This window comes from Streptomyces sp. NPDC127106, from assembly GCF_042677605.1.
Lineage (GTDB): Bacteria > Actinomycetota > Actinomycetes > Streptomycetales > Streptomycetaceae > Streptomyces.
The window spans coordinates 1-12,695 of record NZ_JBHXTC010000076.1 but is presented as its reverse complement, the minus strand read 5'-3'; the positions used below and the strand labels follow the sequence as shown (position 1 = coordinate 12,695).

The following is a 12,695-nucleotide window of genomic DNA, read 5'->3' as shown; positions in this document are numbered from 1 at the left end:
CGGACTGCCCCGGAGACCAGCGGGAGGAGATGAGGACCGCAGTGAACGAACACGCTCGCATCGACGTCCACCAGCACGTGATCCCGCCCGACCGCATCCGCGCGATCGCCGACCGCGCCGCTGCCCTCGGCTGGCCGGTGCCGGCCTGGGACCGGCAGGGCGCGCTCGCGATGATGGACCGCCGCTCGATCGCCACCGGCATCCTGTCGTACGCCGCTCCGCTCGGGGCTCCTGACGACATCGAGGGGGCCCGGGCCACGGCCCGGGACGTGAACGAGTTCACCGCGGAGCTGGTGAAGGACCGGCCCGACCGGTTCGGCAACTTCGCCGTCCTCCCCCTGCCGGACGTGGACGGGGCGCTCGCCGAGGCTGCGCACGCCTTGGACGAGCTGGGTGCCGACGGCGTGATGGTCTTGTCCAACGCCCACGGGCGCTACCTCGGAGACGCGGAGTTCGAGCCGCTCTGGGCCGAGCTGGACGCGCGTGCGGCGGTGGTTCTCGTCCACCCCACCGCGCCGCCCGGTGCGATGGTCCCGGGCCTGCCCAGCCCGCTGGTGGATTTCCCGTACGACACGGCCCGCACCGCCCTGCACCTGGCCGTCGCCGGTGTCCCGGGCAGGTACCCCCGGCTGAAGATGATCCTCCCCCATGCGGGCGGCTTCCTGCCGTACGCCGCCCACCGCTTCGCGGCCGCCGCCCGGCTGCGCCCGGGCACCGCTCCCGAGGACCTCCTTGCCGAGCTGCGGCGCTTCTACTTCGACACGGGCGTTCTGCGCGGGCCCTGCCTCGCTTCCCTCGCTCCTCGCCTTCGCCGAGCCCGGACACGTCCTGTACGGCAGCGACTTCCCCATGGTGCCCGAGGAGTGATGCATCGGCTTCGACGACGGGGTGGACGGCTACCGGCACTGGGAGGACGGGCAGCTCCACTCGATCCACCGGGGCAGCGCCGAGTTCCTCTTCCCCCGTCTCGCACGGGCCTGACCGCCCCGGCGGTCGGCCCGCCGGTCCAACCGTGGGCCTAACGTGGGGGATGGTCGACTGGTTGCGGCGCCGGAGGTGCGCGCCCATCTCGATGCGGTGTGCACACCGGGCTTTCATGGGGGAGAACTTCTCCGGCCGCGAGGTGGCAGCGACACGGCTCTGCGTTTGTGGCCGACCGCCCACTGTTTGGCCGATCGGAACTGCCGTACAAGTGAAGGCCGTGCACCATCGGTCGGCCCGTGCTCGGGGATGGCACAGCGGTCCACCGAACCGCGCTCGTCTCGATCGATCATTTCAGGGGGGCATCATGCGCATACGTCTACGTGCCTGGATTCTGGTGGGCGCGAGCCTGCTCGCCGTGGGCGCCGGTCCGGCGTACGGGGCTGACGCGCCGGCGGCCGAGCCGGCGGCGGGGTCCGTCCAGTACACCGTGCAGGACCTCGGCACCCTGGGCGGTACCCGCAGCAAGGCGACCGCCATCGACGGCAACGTGGTCGTCGGGAGCTCACTGACGAGCGGCGACGCCGCCGAACATGCCTTCGCATACGACCTGCGCCGGCGGACCATGACCGATCTCGGCACGTTGGGGGGCTCCAGCCGGGCGACCGGCGTGGCGGGGGACTACGTCGTCGGGGAGTCGGACCTCTCCACCGACGGTCCGACTCATGGATTCGCCTACGACCTCCGCACCCGCCAGCTCGTCGACATCGGCACGCTCGGCGGCAGCCGCACCAACATCACCGGCCTCAGCGGGGACACCGTGGTGGGGAGGTCGTCGCTCCCCGGCGATGTGGTCACCCACGCGTTCGCGTACAGCCTGCGCACCCGGACCATGACCGATCTCGGCAGCCTCGCCGGCCCGTCGGGCCACAGCACCGCCGCGGCCGTCAGCGGTGGGATCGTCGTGGGCAGCTCCTCCCTGCCGGACACGCCTGCCACCACGACGCACGGGTTCGCGTACAACCTGCGCACCCGGACGATGACCGACCTCGGCACCCTCGGCGGAAGCTCCAGCACGGCCAACGACATCAGCGGTTCCATCGTGGTCGGTCAGTCTCGAACGGCCGGCAACGGCCTCACCGGATACGCCTACGACCTCCGCACCGGCATCCGTACGGACCTGGGGTCCCATTTCCTGACCGGGCAGCTGATCAGCGGGAGCACCGTGGTCGGCGGCGACGGCTTGATCGCCAGTTCGTTCGATCTCATGTCGCACAAGAGCGCCCGGATCGGCTCCGGGCGCGGTGTCACCAAGGTCAGGCAGATCGCCGGGAACATCATGGTCGGTGACAACTTCGCCCCCAACTCCTTCGCCTTCGTCGCCCGCGTCGACAACGGCGACTTCACCTACCTGGCTTCCCTCGGAGGCCTCAACTCCTCCGCGGCGCAGGTCAACCGCCACGGCGTCGTCGCGGGCAGCGCAGCCCTTCCGCCCGCTGACCCGTTCACTGCCAACGGCCCTTTCCACGCCGCCGTCTGGGTGGATAGGCACGCGAGGTCCGAGACCAGGAGGTGATCGACGGCCGCAGGGGACCCGGCGCTAACAGGGCACGACCTGTCCCTCGTGGTCCCGACGCCGACCTCAGTGTCGAGGAGAGCGTTCCCCGGGTGGCGGAGACAACCAGCGGCTCACCGTCGGCTTCTCGCCCGGCCTACGCGTCTCCGATGTCCCGCCCGCCCGTGACATCGGGGGAGCACACCGCTCCCCCCACTCCCGTCGACAGGCCGCCGCGAGATGCCGTGGGATAGGCCGGACGATAGGATGAAAACGGCATCAGGCCTCACGGAATGCGCCGGCAAACAGACGAGACGGCACGGCGTGGTCCACGCGTGGGGCGACATGCGCCCGGCGTAACGGCGCGAGACCTTCCCGCTCGGAGTCCTGTGCGGCCGCTGCCGCGGGTACCGGAGCCGTCACGTCCCACCGGCCGCACCGTCAGCGCCCAAGGCAGGTTGAATGATGAACCGGACACGTCGTCTTGCAGCATGCACGCTCCTGGTGGCCCCTGCGCTCGCGGTGGGCCCCGCGGTTGCCGCACACGCCTCGACCACGGTCGCTCCCGGGGTCCCGTCCGTCGCGACGTGCAAGGTCGAACTGGACTCGGCCGGCAAGTACCACCTGTGGGGTGAGGGATTCCCCAGCGGAACGGTGACCTACACCGGATCCGTCTCGGGCACCGTCCCCACCAAAGCGGGACGGTTCGACGTCGGCGGTCTCAGCGGGAGCAAGTACGTCGTCAAGGCGGCCGACGGAACCACCGTCAACTGCACCGTGGTCCAGCACTGAGGTCATGCCGTCTGCGTCGTGGGCGCAGACTCTGCGAACGCCGAAGGGCCAGGTCGAGGAAACGTCCTCTGACCTGGCCCCGCTCCTTCGGGACCACTGACTTCCGTAGCCGTCAGTCTCGTACGTGCGTTCCCTCGAAAGCGATCCGTAAGAGGTGGATCCCTACCGGGCCGCGGCACCAGTACGACGATGAACCGGACGGCTGACGTGGGGGTCACGTGCACAGTGAATTACGGAGCAGCGGTGTGGCCGACAGCAGCTGACTGATCGCCCCAGCACGGGAGATGGGATCCGTCGCGTGGACCACGACCGGGATCCGCCGCCGCGGGCAACGGCCCCCGCGACGGGGCTGACGGCACGCGAGGTGGACGTCCTGCCGCGACCAGCCGCACGGCGACCGCGGCAGGCGGCACTTCACCTCTCCGAGGTGGACGAAAAAAATTCCGGCTCGACCGGGAGGGCATCGGAAGACTCGGCGACCCGCGTCAGTAACGGCGCGCCCTGCCCCCGGTACACGCCGCCGGCGCGGTGGGCCAGGACCTGCGCGCATCCCTCAACGCGCGGCTGCGCAACGGGCGGGTGCTGGGCCTCGGCGACAAGATGACCTTCGAGACGGTGGGGCAGAGCCACCTGGAGGCCCCTCGCCCCTGACAGACGGACGGCCAGAACTCTGCCGACCACAGCCGTAGTTGGGCGGCTCGCGTGGCGAGGCCGACGCCACGATGAACTCGTCCGGCTCGTTTCCGCTGCACAAGCCACCACGACGGCGGTGCGGGAGACCACGCTGGCGCAGCCGGTGGTGATAGCAGGCGTACAGCGGATGGTGCTCGTCCGGGCCGCCCGGGGTGTGCTTCTCGCCCGCCCCCTGGTCGTCGACCCACGTGTCCCGTTGCTTCTTCAGAGCCGCCGCGTGCCCATGGAACGCGGACTGGCGCGGGGCGGGCTCGTTCCGGACCCGTGCCTCCAGCTGCTTCCACAGCCGCTCAGGGCTCTTCTCGTACGCCTCAAATGGGCGTTGGAGTCGATGCGGCTGCCCACCACCACGGCCCGCTGCACCGCCGCCCCGCCCTCCGGGTCCCCGTGCATCCCCGCCCTGCCCGAGCGCCACATGGCTGCCCGACGTGTAGGCGCGAGCGCCCAGCCCCGGCCGCGGAGCGCTGCGCGGCGCTGCCGGTGTGGAGGCGGACATCGTCCGGCGGCGGCCCGGTGCCGGTAGGACATCGTGGGTGACGGAACGCTGAACCACGGGGCCGCTGCCCCATGGCCGCAGCCCTCGTCGTGCTGGTGCCGTTCCTGCGCCCACGGATGACCGGTCTGACGGAGCATCTGGACGACGACGGCGTTCCCCGCCGTGCCCTGCAGCCCCCAGCTGGGGACGAGTCCGCCGTCCGGCGCATCGAGGCCCTCGGCCCCGATGCCGAAAAGGATGGGGCGGAGTCGTCCCACCCTCGCGTTCCGGTACTCCTCCGTGCCCCACGCCGCCCTGGTGGCGGCGGTCCCGCACCCCGGCCGCGAGGCCCGGAGGAGATCCTGCATGAGCGTCCTTCTGCCCTGGACCGCTGTCGCCACCGCCGCGCTCTTGATCACCACGGTGACGGGCGCGACTCCCGCCGTGGCGGACCGGGGCCCCGACGGAGCACCGCTGGTCAAGGTGTCCCAGGGCGACCCGTACGCGGACTGCACCATCGGCGCGAGGTCCCCCGACAGCGTCGTCTATCCGGGCACCGAGGTCGAGCCGTACCTGTCCGTCGATCCGCGCGACCCGAAGCGCGTGGTCACCGTGTTCCAGCAGGACCGCTGGAACGACGGCGGCGCCCGTGGCCTGGTGGCCAGCTGGACCACGGACGGCCGCACCTTCCACCGGAGCACGCTGCCGTTCAGCCTGTGCGCCCGGGGCGGCGCGGACTTCGAACGGGCCACCGACCCCTGGGTGAGCACCGGACCGGACGGCACCGTCTATGCCGGCGGGGAGGGCGTCGACTTCACGAGGAGCACGCGCAGCGCCCTCCTGGCCGCCACGTCCCGCGACGGCGGCCGCACCTGGCAGAACCTCACCACCACGCACGTCGACGAACAGCCGTTCTTCAACGACAAGCCCTCTCTCACCGCGGACCCGATCCGCAAGGGCACGGCCTACCAGGTCTGGAACCGCCTCGACAACGACCCGCCCGGCCCCGGCTCCCTCGACGGCCCGGGCTACATCTCGCTCACCCGCGACGGCGGCCGGACCTGGAGCGAGGGCCGGCCGTTCGTCGACACCAGCACCGTGCCCAACACGCAGACCATCGGCCATGTGATCGTCGTCGACCGGCACACCGGCACCCTGTACGACTTCTTCGACCGGATCACCTACTCCGACGACCTGAGCACCGTCGTCGAAGCCCATTACCAGGTGGTCACCTCGACCGACGCCGGAGAGACCTGGAGCGGGCCCGTCACCGTGGCCCGGGACACCTCCGTGCCGGAGGTCGACCCGAACGACCCCACCAAACTGCTGCGCGCCGCGGCAACCCTGCCCAGCCCGGCCGTCGACCCGAAGACCGGCACCCTGTACATGGCCTATGAGGGCTCGGACTTCTCCGCCGGCCGGTTCAACGCCATCCAGCTGGTGCGCTCCACCGACGGCGGACGCACCTGGGGGACCCCGGAGCTGATCAGCCCGCAGGGCGTGCCGGCCTTCTCCCCGTCGATCGCGGTCGACGAGCGGGGCACGGTCGCGCTCACCTACTACGACCTGCGCTTCCTCGAACCGGGCGACACCACCACCCTGCCCACCGCGTACCAGCTGGCCACGCTGCCGCACGGAGACCCGAAGCGCCGGACCGAGCGGCGGATCTCGCGGGTCTTCGACTGGCTCCAGGCGCCGTTCGCCGGGGGCTACTTCCTCGGCGACTACCAGGGCCTGGCGGCAGACGCCAAGGGAGTGCGGGCGGTGCTGACCGAGACCCACTCCGGCGCACCACAGAACCGGACGGACGTGTACAGCGGCAGCTTCCGCACCCGCTGACCGACCCCTTGTTCGACGCCGTCGCATCAGCCGACCGCGGTCCCTACGGACCGGGCGGGGCGAGTCGTGCGGGCGGGAGCGTCCGATGGACCATCCGGAAGACGAACGAGTGCGGAGACTGCCACACGCGCCGGTCCTCGTACGGCCAGGCGTAGATCGGGGCTCCGTCGCGGACGCAACCGAGCAGGCCCGGCGCCGAGAGTTCGTGAGCCGACCACTCGTAGAGCTGTTGCAGTCGCGGAACGATCACCCCGAAATCGAGGAGGCGGCCGAACCCGATCTCCCTGTCGAGGTGGGACTGCACCGTGCCCCGGAGCGGGTACTCATCGGGGAGCACACGCGACAGCTGCAAGAAGATCCCGGTCATGCCCAGCCTCGGATCACCGAGGAACGGGGCGAGCGGACGCAGCGGGCCGAGTGAGATCCGGGGCGCCGCGACGAGGGCGTGGGCGTAGAGCACGCGGCAGAGGACGACGTTCATGAAGAACCGCTCGGTCTCGTTCTCCGCCTCCGCGAGGCCGCGGTTCTCGAGGTAGGCGGCGACCACGCTCCCGTTGTGCGCCCGGTACCAGCCCCGGGCGGTGGGGTGGTCGGCGAAGGACAGCCAGCGGTCGACCGTGAGCGAGGAGGTCGGCCCGGGAAGCCCGCCGCTGAGGCCCACCGCCTCGCAGCCGTCCCGGAGAATGCGTTCGTTCACCGCACGCCACCACGGGCTGCCGGGCCGGTCGCTGGACGCCGTCCGCAGCACGCCCCGCCGTACCTGCCACTGCATGAACGACATCGCAGCCCGGCGGAACGGCAGGTGCCGGGGCGCCTTGCCGAACGGTCCAGAATAGCAGCGCCGCATCAAGGCCGTCCGCCCGGCGGGGTCGTCGCGGACCCGGGCGACCTGTCGCGCCGCCCACACCGCAGCCGTGACCTCGGACGTCATGCTCACAGGATGCCACGTAGCCGGCCCGCGGCACCGAACCGCACCTCCAGGACGAGGAACCGCCACCAGCAGGCAGGCCCCCGTACGCGCCCGGCGGACGGCCGCCGGTCGCCCCGCACACGGCGTCGCCCGGGCGGTCAAGCGGGGCGCGGGACGTACGCCAGGCCGTGCGCGCCGGGTTCGCCGAGCTTGGCGATGTCCAGCCGGGCCAGGCGCTCCAGCGTTTCCAGGTCGATGATGTCGACGGTCGAGGAGACGACGCAAGCCACGTAGCCGAGCCGGCCGTCGGGGGAGGAGGTGATGGTCAGCGGGAAGAGCCCGACCTCGACCCCGCCCAGCTGCTTGCGGGTGTCGGCGCAGAACACGGTGAGGCGGCCCGGTGCGTGGCGTCCGAGTTGCGCTCCCGGGTCGGCCGTCATGCGCAACTCGCCCGCGAGCAGCCTGCCCGTGGACGTCAGGTGCACCGGCAGCACGACGTCGTCCGTGGGCAGGGTGTCGACGACGGACGCCGTGCGGGGGTCGATGGCCCGGATACCGGTGGCCGGCCGCTCCTCGGCACTGCCGGAGAAGTTGCCGTACGGCGCGGCGACGAAGGCGTACGCGCCATCGGCGGAGACGGCGAGCCCCTCACTGCCCGGGACGTCGACCTTCGCGGTGAGGAGGCCCCGTTCGAGGTCCACGACGGACACGAACGGCGCTTCCTTGTTGGTGGCGTAACCCGTCCGTCCCGCCGGATCGATCGCGAACCAGTGCGGGCCGGGCGCGTCCGTGTCGATCCTGCCCAGGGGCCGGCGGGTCCCCGTGTCGATCACCACGACACCACCGGGCCGGTCCTGCGCGCCTTCCACGCTGACGTAGAGCCGCCCACGCACCGTGTCCAGTGCCAGCCCGTGCGGCCCGTGTTCCGGGGCGAGGTCGACGACCTCGACGATGCGGCGGCTGTCGGGATCGATGACGGCCAGCTCGGTGCGCCGGCCGCCGTTCGCGTGGTAGTAGCCCGAGTGGTACGTCAGCGTGCACCACAGCAGTCGCTGCGTCGGGTCGTAGCACAACTCGTGGGGCTCGGCGGGGACCTGAACGTTGCCGAGGTACCGGTCGGAGGCGGCGTCGAAGAACGACACCGTCGGTCCGCTCTGGCTGACGACGGCGAGTACATCGCCTTCTCGACCGGCACGGGGGGATTGCTGCACAGCGGCTCCTTGAACGGGGCGAAGCGGGATGCCACGCGTCTTCGCGGGCGTCTCCACTCTCCGGTGCCGGCGGATGCGGCAGCAATGCAAAGATTGGCATCCAATCATTGCCGCAGACGCAAAAATGGAGTTCAGGAGAGAGACGTCAATGGATCTCAACCTGCTGCGCGTTCTGGACGCCCTGCTCCAGGAGAACAGCGTGACCCGCGCCGCGGAGCGCCTGGGCACCTCGCCGGCGGCCGTCAGCCGCACCCTGGCCCGGCTCCGCCGTACCGTCGGCGACCCGCTGCTGGTCCGGGCCGGCCAGGGGCTGGTGCCGACCCCGCGCGCCGCGGAACTCCGGGACGAGGTCGGCGCGTTGCTGCGCAGCTGCGACAACGTGCTGCGGCCCGGTGCCGGGTTCGACGCCGCGCACCTCCAGCGCACCTTCACGGTGCAGGCCACCGATCTGCTCCTGGTGGGCGTGGCCGGGAGCCTGACCGAGCGGATCCACGCGGAGGCCCCGCAGGTGGACGTCGTCTTCCTGCCGGAGGCGGTGGAGGGCGGTCCCGGGCTGCGGCAGGGCTGGGTGGACGTCGAACTGGGCGTCCTGGGACACCTGGACCCGGAGATCCGGACGCGGCAGCTCACCCGGATGCCCCTGGTCGGGGTCGCCCGCAGCGGGCATCCCCTCTTCGACGAGCGGATCGACGCCCGCCGTTTCGCCACGGCCGACCACATCGGCATCTCCCGGCTCGGCAAGCGCCTCGGGCCCATCGACAGCGCCCTCGCGGAACTCGGACTGCGCCGCCGGACCGCGGTCGTCGTGCCCAGCCACACGAGCGCGATGATGCTCGCCCGGGACACCGACCTCGTCGCTCTCAGCCTGGCCGACTGGCTCCCCGCCACCATCTCGGCCATGGGCCTGCGGACGTTCCCCGTCCCCCTCGACCTGGAACCCCTGGACCTCGGGATGGCCTGGCACCCCCGCAACTCGGCGGACCCCGGGCACCGCTGGTTCCGCGAACACCTTGCGTCTGCCGTCCTGGCCCTGGCCGGGCCGGGGCCGGCAGCCGCTCGTACCCGCAGCTGACCGCGCCCTGCCCGACCGGTACGGACGCGCCAGCCGCTCTCATCGGCGGCGGTACGGCCCAGGGCACTCACGTCCTGGACCTCGAAGACCCCGCTGCGATGCCGGGGCCGCTTCTGCGCCCCCCCGCGCGGTGGCTCGGTGGCGGGCCCGGGCCGTGACGAGGACGAGGGCGGCCGCGGCGCCGTACGCGATGTTGCTCAGCGACGGCTGGAAGTCGAGCGTCGGGGCGAGGACGTACACGGCGGCGCCCGCGAGGGGGATGCCCAGCCATTCCCAGCGCCCGTCCAGGGCGACGAGCGCGATCAGCAGCAGGGCGTACCAGGAATAGCCGGGTGTGAGCAGGACGAAGGACCAGCCGGTGACCAGGAGGGCGCCGCTCCAAGGGCGCCGCGGGTCCCCCCGCCGCATGACGTACAGGGACACGCAGGTGATGACGGCGGCCAGCACGGGGAGCGCCCACGTGTCGGGCAGGACCAGGCGCAGGAGCGAGTAGCGGGACCCGGCCGAGGCGTCGCCGTAGCCCTCTTCCTCCACGTAGCCGCCGAGGTAGCCGAAGACCGAGCCGTCGGAGAGGATCACGTACGGGAGGTAGGCGAGTACGGCGAAGGCCGCGGTCGGCAGCAGTACGACGGCCGCGTCACGGACGCGTCGGACCCCGGAGAGCGCCCCGGGCAGGACGACGGCCGGCATCAGCTTCGTGGCGATCGCGGCGCCGATCAGCATCCCGCCCGCTGCCCGCCGGGTCAGTGCGCGGGAGGCGACGAGCCCGAGTCCGGCGATCGCGAGGAGGACGCCCAGGACGTCGACGTGGGCGTTGTTGACCGCCTCCAGGGGGACGGCCGGGCACCAGGCCCAGTAGGCGGCCTTGCGGAGGTCGTCGCCGCGCCGTCGCAGGACCAGGAGGAGCACGCCCGTGACGCCGAGGGAGATCAGGGCGGCGCCGGTCTGCAGCGGCTTGTGCCGGGCACCGCTGGGGGAGAACTGGTCGACGGCCAGGAAGTACGCCTCGGCGACGGGCGGGTAGATGGTGTGGACGGCCGGCCTGTTGATGCGGGTGCAGTGGGGTGCGCCGCCGGGGTGGGGGATCGGTGCGAGGTCGGGGCCCGTGCAGGCGGCGCCGGTGGGGAAGAGCCAGGGGTCGCGCAGCCGGGCGAGCTCCGGGTCCTGCGGGGTGTGGTCGTACGGGGAGACGCCGGCGGACTGGACGCGGCCGTCCCAGGCGTAACGGTAGGAGTCGGTGCTGGTCCGCGGCGGTCCGACCAGTCCCGTCAGCGTGACGGCCACGGCCCCCGCCACGATCAGCCGTGCGACGTGCCGGGCGGGGACCCGGCGCAACGCCAGCAGGGCCACGGCGAAGAGCACCCAGCAGGCCGCGTACCAGCCGAACAGGCCGACGGGGTCGCTGAAGTAGCCCCCGTACCGGACGGTGAGGACGAGGACCGTCGTCAGTGCCGCGAGGACCAGGATGGTGGCGACGAACGCGGTGCGAGGGGTGAGGGCGGTAAGGGGTTTCACCTGCGGAAGCGTTCCAGGAACCAGCCGCCTGCGGGTGGGCGGCGCCGTGGGCGTCCGTGTTTCGTAAGGTGTTCCGGCGACCTGCACCCGCCCTGTCGGGGGTGTGATGGGGGCATGCGTTTCACTCTGCCTCCAGGACCACCCGTGACCTTCAAGGCGCGCCTGCACGATGCCCGTACCGCGACCGCGATCGGCCGCTGGCTCGGCCTGGCCATGGCCGTCTGCTTCGCGACCGGTGTACTGAGCCACTACCTCCAGCACCCTCCGGGATGGCTGACCGACCGGCTTCCGAGCCGCCCGTACTGGGGCTACCGGCTCACCCAGGGCCTCCACGTGGCATCCGGGATCGCTGCGATCCCCTTGCTGTTCGCGAAACTGTGGGCGGTCTACCCCCGGTTGTTCGCCCGGCCCCCGGTGCGCTCGGCGCTCCACGCCCTGGAGCGCATCTCCGTTGCCGTCCTCGTCGCCGCCGGACTGTTCGAACTGTTCACCGGGCTGCTGAACACCTTCCAGTGGTACCCCTGGCCCTTCAACTTCGTCCCCGTGCACTACGCGGTCGCCTGGCTCCTGCTGGGCTCCCTGCTTCTGCACGTCGCCGTGCAGTGGCCGAAGATCCGGGACCACTTCACGCTCCGCTCCCCCGGAACCCTGACCCTGCCCGAGACCGACGGCTCGGACCGGCGCCAACTCCTCCTCGGCGTCTCGGCCGCCGTCGGGGCGGTGACGCTGACCACGGTGGGACAGTCCGTGACCGCGCTCGGCCCGCTGGAGCTATTCGGCCCGCGCAGCCCCGCCCACGGGGTCCAAGGACTGCCCGTGAACCGCACGGCCGCCGCCGCGCGCATCACCCGGTCCTCGCTGGCCGACTGGCGGCTGACCGTGGACGGGCCCCGGCCGTTCACCCTGACGCTCGACGAGCTGCGCGCCATGCCCCAGCACGAGGTCACCCTGCCCATCGCCTGCGTCGAGGGCTGGAGCAAGTCCGCCCACTGGACCGGCGTACGGATACGCGACCTCGTGGAGCGTGCGGGAGGCGGCCCGGGATCGCGCGCACGGGTGGTCTCCCTCGAAGCATCGGGCGCCTACCGGGTGATGGAGATGGGGCGGCACTACGCGCAGGACCCGCTCACACTGCTCGCGCTGCGCCTGAACGGCGAGGTGCTGTCCCTGGACCACGGCTACCCGGCGCGGATCATCGCCCCGAACCGGCCCGGTGTCCTGCAGACCAAGTGGGTCGGCCGACTGGAGGTCCTGTGACGGGCTGGCGCTACATGACGGGCGGGACCGGGCTGATGCTCGCCGGCTGGGGCGGATGGCTGCTGCTCCAGCAGCCCGAGCCCTGGCGGATCGCCGTCTGGCTCGGGGGAGCGGTCGTGGTGCACGACGCGTTCCTCGCGCCGCTCGTGCTCGCGATCGCCGCCCTCGCCGCGGTCGCCGGCCTTCGCCTGCGCGGGGTTCCGCGGGGGTCCCTCATCGTCGCGGGCTCCCTGACCGCGGTCGCCCTGCCTCCGCTCCTGCGTCCCGGCGCGGTGGCCAACCCCACCGTCCTGCCGCTCGACTACCTGCGCAACTGGCTGCTCACGATGGTGGCCATCGCCTTGTTCACCGCCGCCCACGCCGGTGTGCGTGCCGTGCGGCACAGGGCGGGCCGGAGAACCTGATCAGAGCGCCGCGCGAAGAACCGGCCGGGGCGGATCCGCACTTCTGCGGTT

The 12,695-nt window shown here is 72.0% G+C and carries 11 protein-coding genes; 8 read left to right on the top strand and 3 right to left on the bottom strand.

All coding sequences use genetic code 11. The features are described 5' to 3' along the window. Positions 1–41 precede the first annotated feature (41 nt). From ACFVGY_RS34655 to ACFVGY_RS34635, 5 genes are all read left to right on the top strand, one after another. Positions 42–1,022: an amidohydrolase family protein gene (locus ACFVGY_RS34655; RefSeq protein ID WP_385685538.1), complete on the top strand. Its 981-nt coding sequence runs from the start codon at positions 42–44 to the stop codon at positions 1,020–1,022. A gap of 266 nt (positions 1,023–1,288) precedes the next feature. Then, complete coding sequence (locus tag ACFVGY_RS34650) at positions 1,289–2,497, top strand: hypothetical protein (protein WP_385685535.1); 1,209 nt, start codon at positions 1,289–1,291, stop codon at positions 2,495–2,497. 444 nt (positions 2,498–2,941) lie between these two features. Then, complete coding sequence (locus ACFVGY_RS34645; RefSeq protein ID WP_385685533.1) at positions 2,942–3,268, top strand: hypothetical protein; 327 nt, start codon at positions 2,942–2,944, stop codon at positions 3,266–3,268. Positions 3,269–3,796: 528 nt separating this feature from the next. Then, entirely contained in the window at positions 3,797–3,919 is a 123-nt protein-coding gene (locus tag ACFVGY_RS34640; RefSeq protein ID WP_385685530.1) for a hypothetical protein, read from the top strand. An 883-nt stretch (positions 3,920–4,802) separates the two neighbouring features. After that, the gene (locus ACFVGY_RS34635) at positions 4,803–6,275 is read left to right on the top strand and encodes a sialidase family protein (protein ID WP_385685527.1); all 1,473 of its coding nucleotides are present in this window, start codon (positions 4,803–4,805) and stop codon (positions 6,273–6,275) included. A gap of 43 nt (positions 6,276–6,318) precedes the next feature. Here ACFVGY_RS34635 and ACFVGY_RS34630 read toward each other — a convergent pair whose 3' ends face one another. Together ACFVGY_RS34630 and ACFVGY_RS34625 are read right to left on the bottom strand one after the other, a co-directional pair. Then, positions 6,319–7,206 carry a hypothetical protein gene (locus ACFVGY_RS34630; RefSeq protein ID WP_385685524.1) on the bottom strand — a complete coding sequence of 296 codons (888 nt, stop codon included), beginning with the start codon at positions 7,204–7,206 and terminating at the stop codon, positions 6,319–6,321. Positions 7,207–7,343: 137 nt separating this feature from the next. Next, positions 7,344–8,396: a YncE family protein gene (locus ACFVGY_RS34625; RefSeq protein WP_385685521.1), complete on the bottom strand. Its 1,053-nt coding sequence runs from the start codon at positions 8,394–8,396 to the stop codon at positions 7,344–7,346. Between the two features lie 148 nt (positions 8,397–8,544). Here ACFVGY_RS34625 and ACFVGY_RS34620 point away from each other — a divergent pair, with 148 nt between their 5' ends. Continuing rightward, entirely contained in the window at positions 8,545–9,468 is a 924-nt protein-coding gene (locus ACFVGY_RS34620; RefSeq protein WP_385685518.1) for a LysR family transcriptional regulator, read from the top strand. 39 nt (positions 9,469–9,507) lie between these two features. Here ACFVGY_RS34620 and ACFVGY_RS34615 read toward each other — a convergent pair whose 3' ends face one another. Continuing rightward, positions 9,508–10,983, bottom strand: a complete 1,476-nt coding sequence (locus tag ACFVGY_RS34615) for a glycosyltransferase 87 family protein (RefSeq protein ID WP_385685516.1) — start codon at positions 10,981–10,983, stop codon at positions 9,508–9,510. A gap of 114 nt (positions 10,984–11,097) precedes the next feature. Here ACFVGY_RS34615 and ACFVGY_RS34610 point away from each other — a divergent pair, with 114 nt between their 5' ends. Further along, complete coding sequence (locus ACFVGY_RS34610) at positions 11,098–12,240, top strand: molybdopterin-dependent oxidoreductase (protein ID WP_385685513.1); 1,143 nt, start codon at positions 11,098–11,100, stop codon at positions 12,238–12,240. Next, complete coding sequence (locus tag ACFVGY_RS34605) at positions 12,237–12,644, top strand: hypothetical protein (RefSeq protein ID WP_385685510.1); 408 nt, start codon at positions 12,237–12,239, stop codon at positions 12,642–12,644. The genes ACFVGY_RS34610 and ACFVGY_RS34605 overlap by 4 nt, the downstream gene beginning before the upstream one ends. Positions 12,645–12,695: the final 51 nt, after the last annotated feature.

Excerpts from the sequence above, each read along its gene's own strand:
- ACFVGY_RS34650 (WP_385685535.1), top strand. The coding sequence starts at position 1,289 with ATGCGCATACGTCTACGTGCCTGGATTCTGGTGGGCGCGAGCCTGCTC.
- ACFVGY_RS34645 (WP_385685533.1), top strand. The coding sequence starts at position 2,942 with ATGAACCGGACACGTCGTCTTGCAGCATGCACGCTCCTGGTGGCCCCT.
- ACFVGY_RS34635 (WP_385685527.1), top strand. The coding sequence starts at position 4,803 with ATGAGCGTCCTTCTGCCCTGGACCGCTGTCGCCACCGCCGCGCTCTTG.
- ACFVGY_RS34630 (WP_385685524.1), bottom strand. The coding sequence starts at position 7,206 with ATGACGTCCGAGGTCACGGCTGCGGTGTGGGCGGCGCGACAGGTCGCC.
- ACFVGY_RS34620 (WP_385685518.1), top strand. The coding sequence starts at position 8,545 with ATGGATCTCAACCTGCTGCGCGTTCTGGACGCCCTGCTCCAGGAGAAC.
- ACFVGY_RS34610 (WP_385685513.1), top strand. The coding sequence starts at position 11,098 with ATGCGTTTCACTCTGCCTCCAGGACCACCCGTGACCTTCAAGGCGCGC.